The 21,454-nt window shown below is 66.5% G+C and carries 20 protein-coding genes and 1 pseudogene; 10 read left to right on the top strand and 11 right to left on the bottom strand.

Annotated features, from left to right (window positions below; genetic code table 11):
- Nucleotides 1-601: 601 nt before the first annotated feature.
- The 4 genes from ACP26O_RS16220 to ACP26O_RS16205 all read right to left on the bottom strand — a co-directional run bounded on the left by ACP26O_RS16220 (nt 602) and on the right by ACP26O_RS16205 (nt 2,892).
- Nucleotides 602-727, bottom strand: coding sequence for a hypothetical protein (locus tag ACP26O_RS16220; protein ID WP_006750105.1), 126 nt, complete (start codon nt 725-727; stop codon nt 602-604).
- A gap of 149 nt (nt 728-876) precedes the next feature.
- Nucleotides 877-2,235 (bottom strand): sensor domain-containing diguanylate cyclase, encoded by a 1,359-nt coding sequence (locus ACP26O_RS16215; RefSeq protein WP_175665868.1) that lies wholly within the window; start codon nt 2,233-2,235, stop codon nt 877-879.
- A 110-nt stretch (nt 2,236-2,345) separates the two neighbouring features.
- On the bottom strand, nt 2,346-2,594 hold the full coding sequence (locus tag ACP26O_RS16210; protein ID WP_006750103.1) for a DUF2795 domain-containing protein: 249 nt from the start codon (nt 2,592-2,594) through the stop codon (nt 2,346-2,348).
- Nucleotides 2,595-2,721: 127 nt separating this feature from the next.
- Complete coding sequence (locus tag ACP26O_RS16205) at nt 2,722-2,892, bottom strand: hypothetical protein (RefSeq protein ID WP_006489933.1); 171 nt, start codon at nt 2,890-2,892, stop codon at nt 2,722-2,724.
- Nucleotides 2,893-3,044: 152 nt separating this feature from the next.
- Between ACP26O_RS16205 and speG the strand changes: the two genes are divergently transcribed.
- The 3 genes from speG (at nt 3,045) to ACP26O_RS16190 (ending at nt 5,169) form a co-directional block, all read left to right on the top strand.
- Complete coding sequence (gene speG, locus ACP26O_RS16200; RefSeq protein ID WP_006756943.1) at nt 3,045-3,587, top strand: spermidine N1-acetyltransferase; 543 nt, start codon at nt 3,045-3,047, stop codon at nt 3,585-3,587.
- A 502-nt stretch (nt 3,588-4,089) separates the two neighbouring features.
- The gene (gene sap1 / locus ACP26O_RS16195) at nt 4,090-4,437 is read left to right on the top strand and encodes a surface attachment protein Sap1 (RefSeq protein ID WP_175665869.1); all 348 of its coding nucleotides are present in this window, start codon (nt 4,090-4,092) and stop codon (nt 4,435-4,437) included.
- A gap of 177 nt (nt 4,438-4,614) precedes the next feature.
- Nucleotides 4,615-5,169: a YaeQ family protein gene (locus ACP26O_RS16190; protein WP_175665870.1), complete on the top strand. Its 555-nt coding sequence runs from the start codon at nt 4,615-4,617 to the stop codon at nt 5,167-5,169.
- Nucleotides 5,170-5,179: 10 nt separating this feature from the next.
- Here ACP26O_RS16190 and ACP26O_RS16185 read toward each other — a convergent pair whose 3' ends face one another.
- Nucleotides 5,180-5,593: a VOC family protein gene (locus ACP26O_RS16185; RefSeq protein ID WP_175665871.1), complete on the bottom strand. Its 414-nt coding sequence runs from the start codon at nt 5,591-5,593 to the stop codon at nt 5,180-5,182.
- 425 nt (nt 5,594-6,018) lie between these two features.
- Between ACP26O_RS16185 and ada the strand changes: the two genes are divergently transcribed.
- The 3 genes from ada (at nt 6,019) to gshA (ending at nt 10,200) form a co-directional block, all read left to right on the top strand.
- A complete protein-coding gene (ada, locus tag ACP26O_RS16180; protein ID WP_175665872.1) occupies nt 6,019-7,110 on the top strand; it encodes a bifunctional DNA-binding transcriptional regulator/O6-methylguanine-DNA methyltransferase Ada in 1,092 nt (363 codons plus the stop codon).
- Nucleotides 7,107-8,081: a DNA-3-methyladenine glycosylase family protein gene (locus tag ACP26O_RS16175; RefSeq protein ID WP_175665873.1), complete on the top strand. Its 975-nt coding sequence runs from the start codon at nt 7,107-7,109 to the stop codon at nt 8,079-8,081. Before ada ends, ACP26O_RS16175 begins: the two co-directional genes overlap by 4 nt.
- Before the next feature lie 505 nt (nt 8,082-8,586).
- Nucleotides 8,587-10,200, top strand: coding sequence for a glutamate--cysteine ligase (gene gshA / locus ACP26O_RS16170; RefSeq protein WP_175665874.1), 1,614 nt, complete (start codon nt 8,587-8,589; stop codon nt 10,198-10,200).
- A gap of 90 nt (nt 10,201-10,290) precedes the next feature.
- On the opposite strand, the gene ACP26O_RS16165 is transcribed toward gshA, so the two are convergent.
- Complete coding sequence (locus ACP26O_RS16165; RefSeq protein ID WP_175665875.1) at nt 10,291-10,608, bottom strand: DUF4148 domain-containing protein; 318 nt, start codon at nt 10,606-10,608, stop codon at nt 10,291-10,293.
- Nucleotides 10,609-11,091: 483 nt separating this feature from the next.
- Here ACP26O_RS16165 and ACP26O_RS16160 point away from each other — a divergent pair, with 483 nt between their 5' ends.
- Nucleotides 11,092-12,732, top strand: a complete 1,641-nt coding sequence (locus tag ACP26O_RS16160; protein ID WP_165752249.1) for an L-lactate permease — start codon at nt 11,092-11,094, stop codon at nt 12,730-12,732.
- Nucleotides 12,733-12,853: 121 nt separating this feature from the next.
- Here the strand turns inward: ACP26O_RS16160 and ACP26O_RS16155 are convergent, their stop codons facing one another.
- Nucleotides 12,854-13,771, bottom strand: coding sequence for a LysR family transcriptional regulator (locus ACP26O_RS16155; RefSeq protein WP_175665876.1), 918 nt, complete (start codon nt 13,769-13,771; stop codon nt 12,854-12,856).
- A 228-nt stretch (nt 13,772-13,999) separates the two neighbouring features.
- Here ACP26O_RS16155 and ACP26O_RS16150 point away from each other — a divergent pair, with 228 nt between their 5' ends.
- Together ACP26O_RS16150 and ACP26O_RS16145 are read left to right on the top strand one after the other, a co-directional pair.
- The gene (locus ACP26O_RS16150) at nt 14,000-16,171 is read left to right on the top strand and encodes a phosphocholine-specific phospholipase C (protein ID WP_175665877.1); all 2,172 of its coding nucleotides are present in this window, start codon (nt 14,000-14,002) and stop codon (nt 16,169-16,171) included.
- A 163-nt stretch (nt 16,172-16,334) separates the two neighbouring features.
- Nucleotides 16,335-17,060, top strand: coding sequence for a phosphonate utilization associated transcriptional regulator (locus ACP26O_RS16145; RefSeq protein ID WP_175665878.1), 726 nt, complete (start codon nt 16,335-16,337; stop codon nt 17,058-17,060).
- 179 nt (nt 17,061-17,239) lie between these two features.
- On the opposite strand, the gene ACP26O_RS16140 is transcribed toward ACP26O_RS16145, so the two are convergent.
- The 4 genes and pseudogenes from ACP26O_RS16140 to ACP26O_RS16125 all read right to left on the bottom strand — a co-directional run.
- Nucleotides 17,240-17,512 (bottom strand): hypothetical protein, encoded by a 273-nt coding sequence (locus ACP26O_RS16140; protein WP_175665879.1) that lies wholly within the window; start codon nt 17,510-17,512, stop codon nt 17,240-17,242.
- Complete coding sequence (locus tag ACP26O_RS16135; protein WP_175665880.1) at nt 17,509-17,955, bottom strand: hypothetical protein; 447 nt, start codon at nt 17,953-17,955, stop codon at nt 17,509-17,511. Before ACP26O_RS16135 ends, ACP26O_RS16140 begins: the two co-directional genes overlap by 4 nt.
- A gap of 277 nt (nt 17,956-18,232) precedes the next feature.
- Nucleotides 18,233-19,621, bottom strand: a complete 1,389-nt coding sequence (locus tag ACP26O_RS16130; protein ID WP_175665881.1) for an FAD-dependent oxidoreductase — start codon at nt 19,619-19,621, stop codon at nt 18,233-18,235.
- A 122-nt stretch (nt 19,622-19,743) separates the two neighbouring features.
- Nucleotides 19,744-20,043 (bottom strand): annotated as a pseudogene (locus tag ACP26O_RS16125) (2-aminoethylphosphonate--pyruvate aminotransferase); the annotation flags it as partial.
- 152 nt (nt 20,044-20,195) lie between these two features.
- Between ACP26O_RS16125 and phnA the strand changes: the two are divergent.
- Nucleotides 20,196-21,434 (top strand): phosphonoacetate hydrolase, encoded by a 1,239-nt coding sequence (gene phnA / locus ACP26O_RS16120; protein ID WP_175665883.1) that lies wholly within the window; start codon nt 20,196-20,198, stop codon nt 21,432-21,434.
- Nucleotides 21,435-21,454: the final 20 nt, after the last annotated feature.

Raw genomic sequence — 21,454 nt, 5'->3', positions numbered from 1 at the left:
GAGGCGCGCAACAAGGGGGTCATAGTCGTTGCGAGCGGAAGTGGCAATCGTGCGTGCCGCCTGCCTGCTGGAGCGGTCCGCGCTGAGTCTGTATCCTCGCGCCGTCAGCGGCCTCGCCAGCGGCGCAAAGAGTGCACCCGCCCCGCCGCAACTCGCGGTCTTGGGTCGTCGCTGCCTGCGACTTACTGCCTCGCTGCACACATGGTGAGACGCGGGCGCTTAGATCGTCAGCAGGTGGTTAGCTAGAGGCGCAACGCTTTTTTGGCACACAAGATGGCATACAAAATTTGCGTAGCCGATCAAGGGCCTTGATGTATAAGGCGTTGCGGCGTTTCGCTAGGTTATGTATCGAAGTGAGCGCATGCTCATACGACAGCCCCACGGTGCGGGACATTCCCTGTTCGTCCTGTAATCCCGTCAAGGACGCTAGGAAGAATGCGCGGCCCGAGCGTCTTCATGGCGAAACGCTCGCTGCGCTATAGGCACAGGTATTTCTGATGCATGCGGAGCCGGTGAAGCCGGTTTTGACGGGGCTGCGGCCCGGACTGTCGATGCTGCCTCGATACACCTGCAGGTCAACGCGTCCGAACCGCCGCCGTCATCAATCCCAATGCCGATGATGATGGTAATACCCGCCACCACCGTAATACCCGCCACCATCCGGCACCACGATGCAGCCGCTCAACAGCACGGCCACACCGGCAATCAGCAAAAGGGTTTTCTTCATCGCGTTCACCTGCTCGGATTCGAGATGAACCGAGCATAGCGAGCGCGCTCAACACGGCGTGTAAGCGATCGTTTCCCCGCGCTGGAATCCGTAACGGTGGATTATTCCGGTCACAATGACCGTAACAAATCCCCAATCCGCAGACGTTTTCACGCCACGACGACGCGGTTTCTCCCCCCATCCTTCGCGCGGTACAGCGCGGCATCGGCGGCTTCGATCAACGCATCGGGCGTCGACAGCTCGTCGGCCGACACGGTCGCGCAGCCGACGCTGACGCTCACGCGTCCTGCCGGCGACGAAGGCATCGCGAGATCGAGCCGCAGCACGGCTTCGCGCGCTTCCTCGGCAACGAGCCGCGCACCGCGCGCACCGGTGTTCGGCAGCACGATCGCAAACTCCTCGCCGCCGTAGCGCGCGACGATATCCGCCGGGCGCCGCACCGCACCGGCCAGCGCATTCGCGATCGCGATCAGGCACGCATCGCCCTTCACGTGACCGAACGCGTCGTTGTATGCCTTGAAGTGATCGACGTCGACCATCAGCAGCGACAGCGGTTCGCCCTGTCGCCGCGCCAGCAGGAACAGCGTGTGAAAGTGATCGTTGAAGTGGCTGCGGTTGAACGCGCCCGTCAGGCCGTCGCGTGCGGACGAACGGATGAGCATCGTGTGCGCCTCGAACAGGCGCTGATACAGCATCGTCACTTCCCAGGCGAGCACGCACACGAGTATGCCCGGCGTGAACATGCTGAACACGCGCGCGAGATACCAGCCGATCGTGAACCGATGGGTACTCAACAGGTTCAGCGTCGTATCGGTCAGGCACGCGAGCACCGCGATCGCGAGCCAGAGGTCGAGGGTCGTGCGCAGCCGGCCGGAAACCAGCACCGCGACGAGCGCCAGCGCATTGAGCATCCACACGACGAGCGCGACGCCGTTGACGGGCAGCACGGCCGCATTGCCCGGCGGACGAAACGCAGGCGGCAGCGACACGTTCAGCGCGAACAGGCACAGCACGCCGGCGGCGACAGCGGGCCCGCCGACCAGCGCGAGCGTCCACCAGCGCGTCTGCCGGGCGCCGATCGGCGCGCGCGCCAGCCGGGCACGCGCGAGCAGCGCGACCATGACGAAACCAGGGAAGCCCGCGTGCCAGAAGATCCACATCCACGCGGCGCTTTGCGGTTGTGCGCCGAACAGCCCATGCGGCGCGAACACGCCGGGAAAGGTCAGCAGCTGCAGCGCGACGGCGAGCGCGGTGAACGCATAGGCGCCGCCGAGCGCGCCGAGCACGGGCTGGCGCGTGACGGTGAACTGTGCGCCAAGGAAGAATGCGGCGATGCTCGCGGTGGTGAACACGGTCAGCGCGCACATCGGCATGAACGGCTCGACGGCCGGCAGCGCGACGTTCGCGTGTGGCGCGGCGATCCCGAGCGCGAGCACGATCACGAGTGCCGTGAGCGCGCCGAACCACAGCTGACGACGCGTCGTATGCTGGATCAGGATACCTTCCATGGACTCCCCCGGGCGCTCGTGCGGAAACGCCCGGTCTTGGCGCCGGGCGGCGTGCATCCGGCCGCGATGCGATCGGTGCGGCCCGATCCTATCTCGTTATTGGCGTGCGCTCAAACACCGAGGCCGGGGCCGAAGTTGCCGGCAACCCAGCGCGTGACGGCATCGACGTCCGCGTAGTCCTGTTCGGGCAGGCCGTCGAGCATCGACAGCACTTCGTTGCTCGCGCCGGCATCGCGCGCGGCGTCGACGATCGCATCCTTGTTCGCGGGGTAGCGGACGGCGGCCAGCACATCGGCGATCTGCAGGTCGATCGCTTCACCGGGGATATCGTGCGGAGGGAGAGCGGGTTTATCGTTCACGTCGGCGTCTCGCTGGTTGAGCGGGAATCGGTTCGTAGCGGAAGTCGGCACCGTTCGGGGCGACCCGCTGGGGCGACCCGCCGGGGCGGCCCGCCCGGACGGCAGCACTGCGGGAAAGGCGATCGACTCAGTGCCCGCGCCGCACGCGGCGCCACGGATGCTTCCAGTCGATATGCGGTGCGTTTTCGTCGCGCGGATGCTGGCGCCGATGTTCCTGCCATAGTTCGTCGGAGAACAGCGCAGCCACGATCACGAGTGGCAGCACAAGGAAGATGCCGAGTATGACTTGCTCGATCACGATAGCCTCCTTGCGGTGGCAGGAACCCTTGCTCCCATTCTAGGCTCTGAACTTCGCCCGCGGTCAACTTCTTGCAGCGTGGAATACCCCTGTTCGAGGGACCGCCTCACGGGTGTTTTCACGCACGCGCGGGCATCAAAAAGGACACCAACATGCAACTCCAGAACGACAAGCACACGCTTGCATTGCGGCCGCTGGAGCGCCAGGACCTGCGCTTCGTTCACGAGCTGAACAACGACGCGAAGATCATGCGCTACTGGTTCGAGGAACCGTACGAAACCTTCTCCGAGCTGTCGCAACTATATGACCGTCACGTGCACGACCAGCGCGAGCGCCGCTTCGTCGCGGTCGACCCGCAGGACGAACTCGTCGGCCTCGTCGAGCTGATCGAGCTCGACTACATCCATCGTCGCGGCGAGTTTCAGATCATCATCGCGCCCCAACGCCAGGGGCGCGGCTATGCCGGGCAGGCGACGCGCCTTGCGATCGAATACGCGTTCAAGGTGCTGAACATGCGCAAGCTGTACCTGATCGTCGATACGTCGAATGCGGCGGCCATCCACGTGTACGAGAAATGCGGATTCCAGCACGAGGCGGAATTGAAGGAAGAATTTTTCGGAAACGGCGCGTATCACAACGCATATCGCATGTGCATTTTCCAGCGCGATTATTTCGAGCGCCCACAATCGGCCTGAATAACGCCGGGTAAAAAACATGGTGAAAACCCCGCGGCCCCGCTGCTGCGGGTGCCCGGACCGCTCGGGAAAATACGGGTAAATACGAACGCGCTTATACCTGGCATTTTTCTTGTATCAGGTAAATGCGATCCCGCACTGCGGTAAATTCAATATCGTTTCGGATGACTTTGTGTGCGGCGCACCAAAACAATCCGGATATTGAAATGAATTATCCAAACCGTTCAATCGCGCCATTGTAACTTTGCTGAAAGCCTTGCTCCATAACGCTTTGCGCCCGGCGATGCGCGCCGGTCCGCGCGCCGCGAGACATCGGCGCACACGCGCGACACGTGAAAAACCGGGTGCGCGCAGGGTGCGACAATTCGCCGCTATTGCGATCGCACAACAAATGTGCTTGCTATCGCTTGCCGGTCTTCTAAAGTGAAAAACGCGGGTTCACGATCACCTTTAAACACATAGCTAACCCAGCCTGGTGCCCGCAAGCCTGGAGACAAAAAACATGATGAAGCGAACCGGTGTCCTTGTTGTCCTTGTCGGCGCATTTTCCGTGGTGTCGATCGCCCAGGCAGGCGGCGATGCGGCTGTCCAGCCGAAGCAGGAAATCCAGCTGACGAAGAATGCATGGGGCTGTCTGTCGAAAGACAATCTGGACTCCGTACTGAACCACGAGCGTGACGGCAAGTCGCAGGCGAAGCAGCAGTACTTCGACGACTACCGTTGCCTGTCGGTGCCGGAAGGCCAGCGCTTCCGCGTGGTGTCGGTCGACCAGGGCGACGTTCAGTTCGTCAGCGCCGACAACAGCGACCAGCAAGGTCTCTGGACCGATTCGCGCTTCGTCAAGCAGTAACCGCACGCGCGCCTCTCGCGCCCCCGCGCGCCGGCCTGACTTGTCGGTGGCGCGGCCCAAAAGCGGCCCGGCCGATGCCGGGCCGTCGTGCTGTGGAGCGCCCGTCGCGTGCCGGGCCGCGTGCATTCGGTATCATCACGACCCACCGAACCGAATGCCCGCCCGGGCCGTATCCGCATGGCGCTGAAATCCACGATCTACAAAGCCGAGCTGCAAATCGCCGACATGGATCGGCACTACTACGCCGATCACGCACTGACGGTCGCCCGTCACCCGTCGGAAACCGACGAACGAATGATGGTGCGCATCGTCGCGTTCGCGCTGTTCGCGCACGAGCGTCTCGAATTCTCCAAGGGGCTGTCGGACGTCGACGAGCCCGATCTGTGGCAAAAGGACCTGACGGGCGCGATCGACGTATGGATCGAGGCCGGCCAGCCCGACGAACGGCGCATCTCGAAGGCGGCCGGCCGCGCCGGGCAGGTCACCGTCATCGCATATGGCGGCAAGGCGTCGGACATCTGGTGGCAGGGCGTGCGCAGCAAGGTGGAGCGGCTGCGCAACGTGCAGGTGCTGTCGCTGGCCGACGGCGTTGCGGCCGCGCTCGGGCGCCTCGCCGAGCGCACGATGCGTCTGCAATGCACGGTGCAGGACGGCGCCGCGTGGATCTCGAGCGCCGACCACGATCCGGTTGCGGTCGAATGGACCGTGCTGAAGGCGCGCGCCGACGCGTGACGGCCGGCGCTCAGCCGATCGCGGCGGGCGGCCCCTTGAATTCCAGCATGTTCCCTTCGGGATCGAACAGATAGATCGACGGCCCGTAGCCGCCGGCGCCGTAGCGTTCGGCGGGGGCGCCGGGGCGCGCGCCGTGCGCGGCGAAATGCGCGATCAGCGCGTCGGGGTCGAACGGCTCGACGCGCAGGCAGAGATGGTCGAGATTGCGGCCGGTGCCGGGCGGGCCGCTGTCGGGACGGTCGATCGGGCCGCCGACCGACAGCAGGTCGATCAGCGCGTCGCCGGCGCGCAGCTGCACGAGGCCCAGGTCGGGTTGTTCCTTCTCCACGTGGCAGCCGACGGCGTCGCAGTAAAAGCGCGTCATCGCAGCCATGTCGATCACGCGCAGCACGACGTGATCGATCGCGCGGATGGTCGGTTTCATGAGCAGGCACTCCTTCATGGATGGCGTGCCCCGAGTGTAGACCGCGCTGGCGCGGGCCGGAACGCGCTCCGATCGACGGACGAAAAAAAGCCCGTTCACGCAGAGCGGAACGGGCTTAATCCATATCAGGAGGAGACATGGAGGAGACAGTTCCAACTATACACACGGCGATGGTGCGTTGCAATATTCCGAGTGTAAAAAATGGTCAGGACGGCGATTTGTCGCATTCGCACTGCAGCAAAAGGGTGACGGGAAGATGACGAAAGCGGCGTTCGGGCGGCGTTCGCGGCGCTTTTCGTCCGATTGATCTATCGGGATGCGTCCCCGGTTTCGCCGATGCGAATCACAGAGCAAGATTCAGGGCGCGACGGCCCATGCCGATGTCTAGAGTAGGCACCATCTACACTAGAGAGTGCGAGGTTCAGATGAAAACCGCCTATCCGACCGACGATGCCCGCTGGGGCGCCGTGACCGCCCGCGATCCGCATGCGGACGGCGCGTTCTTCTATGGCGTGCGCACGACCGGCGTGTTCTGCCGCCCGAGCTGCGCGTCGCGGCTGCCGCGGCGCGAGCATGTGTTCTTCTTCGCCGATCCGGCCGCGGCGCGCGCGGCAGGCTTTCGCCCGTGCAAGCGCTGCCAGCCGGAAGGGCTGCCGCGCGAGCTTGAAATCGTCAATCGGGCATGCGCGGTGCTCGACGCGCATCCGGAGCGGCTCACGCTGCAGCAGCTGAGCGATGCCGTGCACGTGAGCCCGTTCCACCTGCAGCGGCTGTTCAAGCGCGTGGTCGGCGTGTCGCCGCGGCAGTATCAGGCCGCGCAGCGCGGCGCCGCGCTGCGCGAGGCGCTGCAAAGCGGGCAGCCGGTCACGCAGGCGGCCGTCGACGCGGGTTTCAATTCGCCGTCGCGGCTCTACGCATCGGTGCCGCGCGAGCTGGGGATGGCGCCGTCCGCGTTTCGTCGCCAGGGCGCCGGCCTGCGGATCGACTATGCGACCGCGTCGACGCCGCTCGGCACGGTGCTCGTCGCCGCGACCGAACAGGGCATCTGCCGGATCGCGTTCGGCGACGAACCGGCGCCGCTCGTCGATGAACTGAAGGACGCGTTCGCGCGCGCCGAGCTGGTCGATGCGCCGTCGCGGCTCGCGCCGTTCGTCGCGCAGATCCGCGCGTACCTCGACGGCACGCGGCACGCGTTCGACCTGCCGCTCGACATCGCGCCGACCGCGTTCCAGCAGCGCGTCTGGGAAGCGCTGACGCACATCCCGTACGGCGAAACGCGCAGCTACTCGGAGATCGCCGAGGCGCTCGGCTCGCCGCGTGCGGTGCGCGCCGTCGCATCGGCCTGCGCGTCGAACCCGGTCGCGCTCGCGATTCCGTGCCATCGTGTCGTGCAGAAGGGCGGCGCGCTTGCCGGATATCGCTGGGGCGTGCGCCGCAAGGCGACGCTGCTCGCGTCCGAGGCGCGCCATGTGCGCGACGATGAAACCGAAGCCGTTGCGGAGGGCAACGTAGTTTGAGCATCGAAAAAACCACGATTACGTCGATCGCGAACGGCGGCCAGGTGCCGCCGTCCGCGCAGATGGAGTTGCGCTTCAAGGCGCCGTACGATTGGGCACGCGTGCTGCGCTTCTTCAGCGGACGTGCGATTCCGGGTGTCGAACAGGTCGTCGACGGCGTGTATCGCCGCATCGTCGATCTGAACGGCGACGCGGGCCGCCTTACCGTTACGAAGCATCCGCGCCGGCATTGCCTGATCGCGACGGTCGAAGGGGCGGCCGCGCGCCATGTCGACGACGCATTCGCGCGTCGCGTCGCGTCGATGTTCGATCTCGGCGCCGATCCGGCCGCGATCGGCGGCGGGCTCGCGCGCGACCCGTGGTTCGCGCCGCTCGTCGAGGCCGCGCCGGGGCTGCGCGTGCCGGGCGCCTGGTCGGGGTTCGAGCTCGCGGTGCGCGCGATCGTCGGCCAGCAGGTGAGCGTGAAGGCGGCCACGACGATCGTCGGCCGGCTCGTCCAGCGGGCCGGCGAGCGCGTCGTGCACGACGACGGCATGCCGGCGCCGGATGGCGCGCCGGCCTGGCGCTTCCCGACGCCGGACGCGCTCGCCGCATGCGATCTGGAGAAGATCGGCATGCCCGGCAAGCGAGCCGCGGCGCTGACGGGCATGGCGCGCGCGGTGGCGGCCGGCCACGTGCCGCTCGATCCCGCGCAGGCCGATCTCGGGACCTTGCGCCGCGCGTGGCTCGATCTGCCCGGCATCGGCCCGTGGACCGTCGAATACATCGCGATGCGTGCGTGGCGCGACCCCGATGCGTGGCCGGCGTCCGATCTCGTGCTGATGCAGTCGATCACCGCGCGCGATCCGTCGCTCGACCGGCTCGCAAGCCAGAAGCACCGCACCGAAGGCTGGCGGCCGTGGCGCGCGTATGCGGCGCTTCATCTGTGGAACGACGTGGCGGACCGGGCCGGCGGCGCGCGGGGGGGATGATGTTCGCGTAGGCCTGCCCGCCGGCGGCGAGCGGGCAACGCCGCGATGCAACCCGCGGCGGGCGCGGGTCCGGCAGCGATCGGTCGGTCGTCCTCACGGTTGCGACGCGTGACGGCGATCAAGCCGCTCTGCCGCCTGTCGCCTGTCGCCGCCGGCGTACGGTCGACCGAGCGTCGACGATATCGCACGGCGCGTTCGGCCGCGCGGGTTGCACCTGTCGGCGCCGCTGCGCGCACCGTCCGAGTCATTCGAGCCGTTCGCATTCCGTCCGACGAATTTCACGCGACCGCCGCGTCCGGCGGTGCCGACGGCCGTCGCATGCGCACGCCGCAATCGTCGCCATCGGCCCGCCCGGCGGCCCGCTGCGGCGGGCGCGCACCGCCCGGAGCCACCTCAAGCGCGTGTTTCGGCGAGATGTTAAAGTGCCCGCTACCAACGAAGCGACCAATAATCCAGCCGGCCGCGCGCGGCGTTCTGCGCGCGTCCGTCACGCACTTGCGCCTCCATGTCGAACACCATGACTCACCGCCAGTCCGAACTGCTGCTGAATCGTCTCGAAGCGCTGAGCTCGGGCCCGACGCGGCAGCATCTGCCCGACGGCCTGCGCGGCATCGAAAAGGAAAGCCTGCGCGTGACGCGCGACGGGATGATCGCGTTTACGCCGCATCCGCGCGCGCTCGGCTCGGCCCTTACGCATCCGTCCTTGACGACCGACTATTCCGAAGCGCTGATCGAACTGATCACGCCGGCGGAACCCGACGCGTCGCTCACGCTCGAACGTCTCGACGATCTGCACCGCTACGTGTATGCGTCGCTCGGCGACGAGATGCTGTGGAACGAATCGATGCCCGGCCTGTTGCCGGCCGACGATGAAATCCCGATCGCCGACTACGGCACGTCGAACATCGGCCGTCTCAAGACGGTGTACCGCCGCGGCCTCGCGCATCGCTACGGCCGCACGATGCAGTGCATCGCCGGCATCCACTACAACTACTCGCTGCACGAGGAAGTGTGGCGGCGCCTGCACGCGGACGAAGGTTCGACGGCCACGCTCGTCGACTACCAGTCGGAGCGCTATCTCGCGCAGATCCGCAACTTCCGCCGTCGCAGCTGGCTGCTGATGTATCTGTTCGGCGCATCGCCCGCGCTCGACACGAGATTCCTGCGCGGCAAGCCGCACAAGCTCGACGCGTTCGATGCCGACACGCTGTACCGGCCGTATGCGACGAGCCTGCGGATGAGCGACCTCGGTTACTCGAACACGACCGCGCAGGCCGCGCTGCACGTCGACTACAACACGCTGTCCGGCTATCTCGACGCGCTGTCGACGGCCGTGAGCGAGCCGTATCCGCCGTACGAGGCGATCGGCACGCATCGCGACGGCGAATGGATCCAGATCAACACGAACGTGTTGCAGATCGAGAACGAGTTCTATTCGACGATCCGTCCGAAGCGCATCACGTATTCGGGCGAGCGTCCGCTGCATGCGCTCGCGTCGCGCGGCGTGCAGTACATCGAAGTGCGCTGCCTCGACATCGATCCGTTCGAGCCGACCGGCATCGCGCTCGAGACCGCCCGCTTCATCGACGCGTTCCTGCTCGCGTGCGCGCTCGACGAGAGCCCCGCGCTCGACTGCGACGCGTACAAGGAAGCGAATGCGAACTTCGCGAGCGTGACGATGGACGGGCGCCAGCCGGGGCTCACGCTGATGCGCGACGGCCAGCCGGTCACGCTGCAAGCATGGGCGGACGACCTGATGGCCGATATCGAAACCGTCGGGCGCCGTCTCGACGAGATCCGCGGCGGTGACGAGCATGCGCGTGCGATCGCCGCGCAGCGCGAGAAGCTTGCCGATCCGGAGCGCACGCCGTCGGCGCGTGTGCTGCGCGAGATGCGCGACAACGGGCAGTCGTTCCTCGCGTTCGCGCTCGCGCACAGCGAAGCGCATGCCGCGCATTTCCGTGCGAACCCGCCGTCGGCGGAGACGATGCGCGCCGAGCAGGCGCTCGCGGCGAAGTCGCTGGCCGAGCAGGCCGAGCTGGAAGCGAAGGAGGCCGGATCATTCGACGCGTTCGTCGCGGCCTATCGTGCGTATACGCTGAACCGCTTCAGCGTTTGATGGCAGTAACCCGCTGCGCGTCGCGCGGCGGGTAGCCGGCTGCCGGGCCGGCGGGTCGCGTGTTCATGCGCCTGGCCCAGTTCACCCGCTTCAGTGATGCGCGTACGTGTCGCGATCGACCACGCGCGGCAGTGCTGGCTTCCCCGATTCCACGTTCGCATGGCCGTCGCTGCCGTAGCCGGCCGCGTCGCCGCGCGCCTGTGCGGCGCGCTGCATGATCGCCTGCATGTTTTGCGGAAAGTCGGGACTGCTGGCGAGATTCGTCCGGTAGCCGGCGGCCTGCAATTCAACGAGTTCCTGGCGAACTTCCGCACGCGTCAATGTCGACACGGCGTGGGCTTGGGCCTGGGCGGCGATAGTCGAGCCGATCAGCAGTAACGTGCAGGCCGCAAGCTTCATGGTTTTCATCGTGTTTGCTCCGTGAGTCTCCGGAGCCGCGCCGTCGTCGGCACGGGCGGAATCGATGCAGCGAGTCTAGGCTTCGGACGCCAAACGAAACACCCCGCCCGCCATCAGTCACCTTTGCCGGTTGAGCAACATTGCGCCCGCCGGCTTGCTGGCGGACGTGTCAGCGGGCCGCCGGCCGGCCGTCAGCGTGCGGCGGACGTCGTGTATCGGCGCTGAACGCATCGGGCTTGCCCTCCTTGTACAAGCGCGATGCGCCTCCTAACCTTTTTTAAGCGACCGATCGGTCGGCGCCGCGGCATGGTTGCATGCGCAAGCGTCGGGCGTCTTCGCCGCCGTGGAACGTACTAAAGCGCCAACTCCTATCGACCGCGAAGCATGGGGCAGGAGTAAGCGCTAAAGCGCTAACTCCTGCCGACCGCGAAGCATGGGACAGGAGTAAGCGCTAAAGCGCTAACTCCTGCCGACACGGAGACACGAGACACGATGAATCCCACCGCAGCCCTGCCGCCCGGCATCCTGTTCGCGCAGCCGTTGACGCCCGTCGCCAACTCGCTGCTCCTGTCGTTCCTCGTCGCGGTGATCCCGATCGCGGTCGCGCTGATCGCGCTCGGCGTGCTGCGCCGGCCGGCGTGGCAGGCGTCGCTGGCCGGGCTCGTCGCCGGCCTCGCGGTCGCGATCGGTGCGTGGGGCATGCCGGTCGGCCTCGCGTTCAACGCGGTCGGCGCCGGCATGGCGCTCGCGCTCGTGCCGGTGATGTGGATCGTGTTCAACGCCTTGCTGCTGTACAACATCGCGGTGAAGTCGGGCCGCTTCGACCAGTTCCGGCAGTGGATGCTCGACAACCTGCCCGACGACCGCCGCCTCGTGCTGCTCGTCGTCGCGTTCTCGTTCGGCTGTCTGCTCGAAGGAATCTCCGGCTTCGGCACGCCGGTCGCGATCACCAGCGCGCTGCTGATCGCGCTCGGCTTCCCCGCGCTCGAAGCGCTCACCTACACGCTGCTGTTCAACACGGCCCCGGTCGCGTTCGGCGCGCTCGGCGTGCCGATCACCGTGCTCGGCGCGGTCACGTCGCTGCCGCCCGCGACGCTCGGCGCGATGGTCGGCCGGCAACTGCCGTTCTTCGCGCTGCTGCTGCCGTTCTACGTGGTCGGCGCATACGGCGGCATGCGCTCGATCGCGAAGCTGTGGCCCGCACTGCTCGTGTCGGGCGCCAGCTTCGCGATCGCGCAGTTCGTCACGTCGAACTTCCTTGGCTACCAGCTCACCGACGTGCTGTCGTCGCTCACGTCGCTGATTGTCACGATCGGCTTCCTGCAAGTGTGGAAGCCGCAGCCCGACCCGCAGTACGCGCTCGCGCGCAGCGTGCCGGCCACCGCCGGCGCCGCGCGCGCGGGCTTCGGCGGCTGGCTGCCGTGGCTCGTCGTGTCGGTGGTCGTGATCGTCTGGGTGCACGCGAACATCGCGGCGATCGGCGACGTGAAGATCAAGTGGCCGGGCCTGCACAACGCGGTGTTCGTGTCGCTGTACCACAAGCCGTATGCGGCGATCTGGGACTTCCAGCCGCTCGGCACCGGCACCGCGATCCTGCTGTCGGCGATCATCACGGCCGCGTTGACGCGCACCGGCGTGGGCGCGTTCTTCGAATGCGTGGTCAAGACGTGGCGGCAAACGTGGATCGCGATCGTCACGGTGATGATGATCGTCGGGCTCGCGTACCTGCTGAACTACTCGGGGATCAGCTACACGCTCGGCACCGGCGTCGCGTCGACCGGCGCGTTGTTCCCGCTCGTGTCGGCGTCGCTCGGCTGGATCGCGGTGTTCCTGTCCGGCAGCGACACGTCCGGCAATGCGCTGTTCGGCAACCTGCAGGTCGTCGCCGCCCGCCAGCTCGGCCTCGATCCGGTGCTGATGGCCGCGACCAACTCGTCGGGCGGCGTGATGGGCAAGATGATCTCGCCGCAGAACATCGCGACGGGCGTGTCGACGACCGACCTGAAAGGGCAGGAAGGCGTCGTGTTCGCGCGCACCTTCTGGCACAGCGTGATCCTCACGCTGCTGCTCGGCGTGCTGGTGTTCCTGCAGCAGCACGTGCTGACGTGGATGATCCCCGCGCTACCGAAATAACGCGCGGCGGGAAGCAACAAGGAAGGCACGAGGACGACAACGAGGGAAGGCGCGGGAAAAGCGCCGGAAAGGGCAGGGAATTGCGGCGGGAAATACGCGAAACTGGTGAATGCCCGGCGGCTCAGCGCGCGTTCACCGGCCGCGCCGCGCGCGCCGCGCGTGCCGCGTCGTGCGTGGCGGGCTGCGCGCGCAGGATGCACGCGAGGAACGCATCGATCGCGGGGCTCTGGCGGCGCGCCTTCAGGTAGTACACGTATTCGTCGATCGTCGTGTCGACGCCGCGCAGCGCGACGACGCGCAGGTCCGGATGGCGCTCGGCCTCGCCGCGTGGAAACAGGCTCCCGCCCACGCCATGCAGGATCGCCTCGCGGATCGCTTCGCGGCTGCCGATCTCGGCGACCGACGTGGCCGCGACGCCGGCCGCCGCGAGGATCGTCTCCGTGCAGCGGCGCGTGACCGATCCTTCCTCGCGGATCAGCAGCCGCACGTCGGCGAGCTGCGCGGCGTCGATCGCGTCGAAGCGCGCGAGCGGATGGTCGCGATGCACGACGAGCACGAGCGGATCGGTGGAGATCACCTTGCGTTCGAGGCCGTCCGCGTCATTGCGCTGCGACGACACCGCGAGGTCGATGCGGAATTCCTGCAGCGCCTGCAGGATTTCCTCCGAATTGCCGATCCGGCACGTGAGCGCGATCGACGGATGCGCATGCGAGAAGCGGCCGACCGCGTCCATGATGTAGTACGGCCCCGTCGCGCCGATCCGCAGATGGCCTTCGAACAGGCCGCCGACGTTGCGCAGCATGATGTCGGCCTGCGCCTCGAGCGCGATCATCTTCTCGACGAGCGGCAGCAGCTCGATCCCGGTCTCGGTGACCTCGAGCTTGCGGCCGCTGCGGTAGAACAGCTCGACGCCGTACACCTGCTCGACCTGCCGGATCTGCGCGGCGATCGTCGGCTGGCTCACGCCCAGATGGCGCGCGGCGCGCGTGATGCTGCCCTGCCGGACGGTCGCGTGGAACGCCTTCAGCTGATCGAACACGACTCGGCTTCTCCCCCCTCTTCATCGCGCGTCAGCATAGCGTACGCATGTGTCGGCCGGATGAAAGGCGCGTCGTGCGCCGCTTCGAAAAAAAGCTGGGGGTAAGCGCAAGAAACCTGCTGGATCCGGTCACGGCCGGGACATGCCGGTGCGGACTAATAGCGGCAACGCACGACCGCCGGCCCCGCTCGACCGGCGCCACCCCTACCGACCCACAGGATCCTCTTCATGTCCGCCAACAATCGACGCGATTTCCTGCGCCTCGCCGCCCAGTCGGCCGGCGCGATGGCCGCCTACGCCGGCTTCCCGCCCGCGATCCGCAAGGCGCTGGCCATGCCGGCCGCGTATCGCACCGGCACGATTCGCGACGTCGAACACGTCGTGATCTTCATGCAGGAAAACCGCTCGTTCGACCACTACTTCGGCGGGCTGCGCGGCGTGCGCGGCTTCAACGACCCGCGTCCGCACCTGCTGCCGAGCGGTGCGCCGGTGTGGCAGCAGCCGCCGGCGTCGGTGTTCACGAAGAACTACCATTCGCGCGGGCTCGACCCGGCCGCGCCGTACGTGCTGCCGTTCTACCTCGACCCGAAGCAGACGACCGAATTCCAGCCGGGCACCAACCACGGCTGGAGCAGCGGCCACCTGTCCTGGAACAACGGCCAGTGGGATCAGTGGGTGAACCAGAAGCAGGACGTGCTGACAATGGGCTACCTGAAGCGTCAGGACCTCACGTATCACTACGCGCTCGCCGACGCGTTCACGATCTGCGACTCATACTTCTGCTCCGCGCACGCGGACACGGCACCGAACCGCATCTACCTGTGGACCGGCACGGTCGACCCGCGCAACATCTACGGCAGCTCGCCGAACGGCCCGGGCATCGGCGAGCGCAACGACGTGAACGGCTACACGTGGACGACCTACGCCGAGCGCCTCGAGGACGCGAAGATCAGCTGGAAGGTGTACCAGGGCGGCACCGGCATTCCGGGCGATCCGACCGACAACTACACCGACAATTCGCTGATGTTCTTCAAGCGCTTCCAGGTGAAGGAAGGCGCGAGCGGCGCGTTGGTCGACAAGGGCGCGTCGGACCACACGCTCGCCGAGCTGAAGGCCGACGTGCAGGCGAACCGGCTGCCGCAGGTGTCGTGGATCGTGTCGCCGTACAAGTACAGCGAGCATCCGCAGGCGTCGCCGACCGACGGTGCGTTCTACATCAACATGGTGCTCGAGGCGCTGACGTCGAACCCCGAGGTGTGGGCGAAGACGGTGTTCATCCTCAACTACGACGAGAACGACGGGCTGTTCGACCACGTCGTGCCGCCGGTGCCGCCGGTCACGAGCGGCGTGGGCGGCCAGGGCATCGTGTCGTCGAACCTGCTGTCGAATCTCGGCGACGAACTGCTCGACCTGAACAAGTACCCGGGCGAGATGAGCCCGCTGGTGCCGGGCGCGGACCCGGGTGGCCTCCAGCCGATCGGCCTCGGGCCGCGCGTGCCGCTGATCATCATCTCGCCGTGGACGAAGGGCGGCTGGGTCTGCTCGGAGACGTTCGATCACACGTCGGTGCTGCGTTTCCTCGAAGCGCGCTTCGGCGTGAAGGAGCCGAACATCAGCGCGTGGCGCCGGTCGGTCTGCGGCGACCTCACGTCGGCGTTCGATTTCTCCGCGCGCCCCGATACGCGCACGATGAGCTTCACGGTGCCGCAGCACATCGCCACCGCCGGCCACGCGTATCAAGTGCCCGCGCAGCAGTCGATGCCGGCGCAGGAGCCCGGCACGCGTCCGGCGCGCGCGCTGCCGTACGAGCTGTTCGTGCATGCCCGCGTGAACGGCCGCGACGACAGCGTGTCGCTCGATTTCGCGAACTCGGGTGACGCGGGCGCCGCGTTCTACGTGTACGACCGCCGCAATCCGGCGACGCCGCCGCGCCGCTACGCGGTGTCGTCGCACGACCGCTTCGCCGATACCTGGAGCACGTCGGCCGCGCGCGGCGACTACCATCTCGCCGCGTATGGCCCGAACGGCTATCTGTGCGAGTTCCAGGGCAACACGCGGCTGGCCGCGGACGGCAGTCACGCGAACCCGGAAGCGAAGATCGGCTACGACGTGCGCAACCGCCACGTGTACCTGCAGCTGCGCAACAGCGGCCGCGCGGCGTGCCGTGTGGTCGTCGACAACGCGTACAGCCATGCGCATGCGCGCACCTACACGCTGGAGCCGGGCGCGCGCATCGAGGATCACTTCGAGCTGTCGTCGAGCCACGGCTGGTACGATCTGACGATCACCGCGACGACGCTGCGCGGCGGCGACGACAAGGTCGTGCGCCGCTTCGCGGGCCACGTCGAGACGGGCCGGCCGAGCCAGAGCGACCCGGGGCCGGTGAAGCAGACGGCCTGACGGCGGGCTGACCTCGCGCGGTCCGGCGTTTTTTTACGTCGGCCGCGCGATTGGTTTTTGGAAACTGAAAACTGTTGACAATGTGCCGGGCCGACGGTATACAGGGACCATTCGCCGATATGGCGCCCTCGTTTTCACCCGCAGCGTCGCTGCCTGCCCGACCATGACCGCCCCGACCGCACTCAACGCCATCGAACTCCTGCAAAGCCAGTCGCTCGCGATGATCGTGCAGGACATGCTCGAGCGCGCGATCGTGTCCGGCGAATACGCACCCGGCGAGAAGCTCAACGAAGTCGATATCGCGACCAGGCTGAACGTGTCGCGTGGCCCCGTGCGCGAAGCGTTCCGCGCGCTCGAGCAGGCCGGGCTGCTGCGCAACGAGAAGAACCGCGGCGTGACGGTGCGGGTCGTGCCGCTGCGCGAGGCCGAGGAAATCTACGAAGTGCGCGCGATGCTCGACGAGTCGGTCGCGCGTGCGCTCGCGAAGCGCATTTCGCCCGACACGCTGAAGGTGCTGAAGGGCATCATCCAGTCGATGAAGGACGCCGCGAAGACGCACGACGTCACGCGCTACACCGAGCTGAACGTGCAGTTCCACGACGCGATGGTGGTCGGCGTCGGCAATACGCACCTCACCGATACCTATCGCCGGCTCGTGCGCCAGCTCGGGCTGCTGCGCCAGGCCGCGATCGAGGCGGAAGAGGATGCGATCGCGGTGTCCGCGGCCGAGCATGACAAGATCGTGCAGGCGCTCGCGAGCGGCGACGAGGAGAAGGCGGTCGCGCTCGTGCGCGAGCACGTCGCGCACGGTCTCGCACGGATGCGCCGCACGCACGAGCAGGGGCTGCCCGCGACGGGCAAGGCGGCGCGCGAGAAAGCGCGCGCGTGATCGGCCGTGTTACTTGTCACCGCACATTGGCGACGCAAGGGCGCGAGCGCGCCTGAATCACGGTCTTTCGTTGTTGAGCAGTCAGTTTGCGCCACGGCCCTGCTTGCCTGGCCGCACCTGACGGCCGATTGCTCGACGTTGATGATGTCCGGCCGAAAGCGGTGATCGCCTGCGGCTGATCATTTGCCGCGCTGTTTATCGAAGAAATCGTCCAGTACCCAGCCCGTTCCGGATTTGCAGCGCACTTGGGTGTATGCATAAATCTTTGCAACGCGATCCGTCACGGGGACACAGGACTCGCCTTTCCTGACCGTAAAGATCGGCTGGGTTCTGTCGTCGTCTGGTTCGGCGAAGGCCGGCATGTCCTGAAGGGCCGTCCAGTTCTCATCTCTATATTTCGAGCACGCGCTGACCATTACGGTGAGTGCGGCTAATAGCAATAGGCGCATCATTTCTTCGGATATCGTCGAATTCCAATCAATCGCTTCGAATGGCGCAAGCCGATCATCAAATCTGCAGGCGCTATGATACCCGGCAGCTGCCATCTCGGGTCGTAAGCCAGAATGCCTGCCTTGCCAAGGACTTCCGCTATATTCGATGAGCAGTTATTGTCGACGAGGGAGTAGTGCCTGTTTTCCAGGCGCCTCTGTTTTATCTCGGAAGTGATGATTGCCTTTTCACGCTCGGTGGCGTTGATGAGATAACCGATCGTGTCGCGATGCATCTTGGCCTGCTGGCGATCAAGATAGCGCGAGATGCTATCGACATCCCATCCCGGATGCGCCCTGCCATACACGATTCCGTCGATCGCGATCGCGGCATGTCCGAACTGAGATCCCCTGGAGATGGATCGTGAGTCGCTAATCAAAATTTCAATAGTTGACGACGTATGCATTGACGTGTGGCAGATGTGCTTTTTTATCGAGGGCGTGACATCCTATCAAGTCATTGAGGGTTATAAAATCGAGATATTTGATTGGGGAAATGAGAAAAATTCCTTGAAGTGAGTAACTATCTAATCTAGATTTCAGTAGGGCGTGTTTTGTCGATTTCCAATTATTAAGAGATAGGTTTGCAAATTTTTGAGAAAGGCCGAGTTGGGCGCGCGAGTCGTCGCTGCACCGGTCTTGCGAGGTGCTCGCGTTTTTCCCCCATCGCATTGCGCCCGTCGGTCACCCCTTGTCCGCCTTCCCCGCCGCGCTCGCAAACTTCGCGAGCCACGTGTCGAAGGCCGCAGGCCGGCGGCTCTCGTCTTCCGCACGCTCCTTGCGGCGGATCGCATTGCGCACGACGTGCGCGCCGACATAGCGGATCGGCTCCGGCGGGAAATGGCCGAGCGGGCCGCGCACGATCGGGCTGCGCGTCCACGCGTTGTCGAGGCCGAGCACCAGCGACGACAGGATCTGCCCGCCCATGTAGGTCGGCCCGACGCCGTTGCCCGAATAGCCGAAGCCGTAGAACACGTTCGGCGCGTCGTCGAGGCGGCCGAAGAACGGGAAGCCCGTCACCGAGCGGTCCGACGGACCGTTCCAGCTCGCGGTGATCGGCACGCCGGCAAGCGACGGGAAGAATTCGCGCAGGCTCCGCGTGAGCTGCGCCTCGTACGGCGAGCGCCGGTCGAACACCGGCGCGATGCGGCTGCGCCAGGAGAACGTATTGCCGCCCTTGCCGAGCATCAGCCGACCGTCGGCCGTCGTGCGGTAGTAGTACACGAAGATCCGCGAATCGAGCACCGACACGCCGTCCACGAGCCCGGTCTTCTCGAGCAGTTCCGGGCATTTTTCGGTGATGACCATGTCGCTCGACACGACTGCGATCGTGCGTTCGAACTGCGGGAAGCGGCTCGCCATCCACGCGTTCATCGCGAACACCAGCTTGCCCGCGCGCACGCTGCCCGACGGCGTGCGCACGACGGCCGGCTGCCCCGGCGTGAAATCGACGAGCGGCGTGCGCTCGTGGATCCGGATCCCCATGTCGAGCGCGACGCGGCGCAGCCCGCGCACGAGCTTGCCCGGATGCACGGTCGCGGCGATCGGCGAGTACACGCCGTCGAGATTGCGGGCGGAGCCCGAGCGGCGCGCGACTTCGGCGGCCGGCAGCGGTTCGTAGCTGTGGATGCCGCACGCGGCGAGCGCGTCGAGCACCGGCGCGAGCGTGCCGATCTGCGCGCGCGACGTCGCCGTGTACAGCGTGCCGTCGAGCCGCAGTTCGGCATCGATGCGATGCGCACGGCAGAAGTCGGCGATGTGCTGGACGGCCGCCTCCGACGCCTTCACGAGCCGGATCGCTTCCGCTTCGCCGAACAGCCGGCGCAGCGTCAGGAATTTCGCGGACCACGTGAGCAGGCACCCGCCGTTGCGTCCGCTCGCGCCGGCGCCGCACAGGTCGGCCTCGAGTATCACGATGTCGAGCGCCGGGTTCTGCTGCTTCGCGTGGATCGCGGTCCAGAGCCCGGTGAAGCCGCCGCCGACGATACAGACGTCGGCCTGCGTCGCGCCCTGCAGCGCGGGGGCGAGGTCGCCGTCGTTGAACAGTGCTTGTTCGATCCAGAAGGGTCGCATCGGTGTCGTGCCGGTAAGAGTCGGGTTGCCGTGCCGCGCACGGCGGGAAAACGAAAGCGAAACCGCCGCACGGCGGCGCGCCGCGATGAGGCGCGCGCCGCGATGCGGCCGGGTGCGTCGCGTCAGGCCGCCGCTTCGGCGGACACGCGGCGCACGCCCATCGCCTTCAGCGTGTCGGCGATCGCGGCGACCGCGCCCGGAATGCCGGCTTCGCCGAAGTGGCCGATGCAGCCGACGCGGAACGTGTCGACTTCGGTCAGCTTGCCCGGATACAGAATGTAGCCGCGCTTTTTGACCTCCTGATAAAACCGTCCGCCGCGCGCGGCGAGCCCGCCTTCGTCGACGTATTGCGCGACGGCCGCGTCGAGCGCCGCGACCACGCGCGTCGGCGCCGTGACGCGCCATTGCGTCGTGCGCTGCATCCCCATGCTTCCACATTCTGCTTTCTGTTCTCTGCCTATTGTTGACAATCTACAAATCATCAATTTTAATGTCAAGCATGGAAAACACCCCCATCGGCGCGGCGCGGGCGCCGACGACTCAACCCCTCTTCGAACCGAAAGGAATGAACGTCATGACTGAAACGCCTGTATCCGTGGAAGTGAACGGCCGTCGCTACAACTGGATGAGCCGCCCCGTGGTGGTGGTCTGCGTCGACGGCTGCGCCTATGAATATCTCGAGATGGCGGCCGAGGCCGGCGTCGCGCCGTTCCTGCGCACGCTGCTGAAGCCGGGCACGGCGCTCAAGGGCGAGTGCGTGGTGCCGAGCTTCACGAACCCGAACAACCTGTCGATCGTTACCGGCGTGCCGCCGGCGATCCACGGGATCAGCGGCAACTACTTCTACGATCGCGACACCGGCGCCGAGGTGCTGATGAACGATCCGAAGTATCTCGTCGCGCCCACCGTGCTCGCCACCTTCGCCGAGCGGGGCGCGCGCGTCGCGGTCGTCACCGCGAAGGACAAGCTGCGCCGCCTGCTCGGCAAGGGGCTCAAGGGCATCTGCTTCTCGTCGGAGAAGGCCGACGAGGCGAGCCTCTCGGAAAACGGCATCGACAACGTGCTGGAGCTGGTCGGCAAGCCGGTGCCGAGCGTGTACAGCGCCGACCTGTCGGAATTCGTGTTCGCGGCCGGCGTGCGCCTGCTCGAGACGCGGCCGATCGACCTGATGTACCTGTCGACGACCGACTACGTGCAGCACAAGTGCGCGCCCGGCACCGACGGCGCGAACGCGTTCTACCAGATGATGGACACGTATCTGAAGCGGCTCGACGAGCTCGGCGCGATCGTCGCGATCACGGCCGACCACGGGATGAACGCGAAGCACGACGGCGAGACCGGCGAGCCGAACGTGATCTACCTGCAGGAGCTGTTCGACGAGTGGCTCGGCCACGACGCGGCGCGCGTGATTCTGCCGATCACCGACCCGTACGTCGTGCATCACGGTGCGCTCGGCTCGTTCGCGACCGTCTACGTGCCGGCTTCCGCCGAGGTCGACGCGCTGCGCGCGCGGCTCGCCGCGGTGGACGGCATCGAGGTCGTGCTGACGGGCGCCGAAGGCTGCGCGCGCTTCGAGCTGCCGCCCGACCGGATGGGCGACCTGATCGTGATCTCGAAGCAGGACGTCGTGCTCGGTACGCGCCGCATCAAGCACGATCTGTCGGGGCTCGACGTGCCGCTGCGCTCGCACGGCGGGATCTCCGAGCAGATCGTGCCGCTGATCTTCAGCAAACCGGTCGCGACCGCGGTCACGGGCCGCGCGCGGCTGCGCAACTTCGACATCATCGACATCGCGCTCAACCATCTGCAATGACGCGGACGCATCCGCCAGGG

It is taken from the genome of Burkholderia sp. R-40 (genome assembly GCF_049942845.1).
Taxonomy (GTDB): Bacteria; Pseudomonadota; Gammaproteobacteria; order Burkholderiales; family Burkholderiaceae; genus Burkholderia; species Burkholderia ambifaria.
This window is presented reverse-complemented; position numbering and strand designations above follow the sequence as displayed.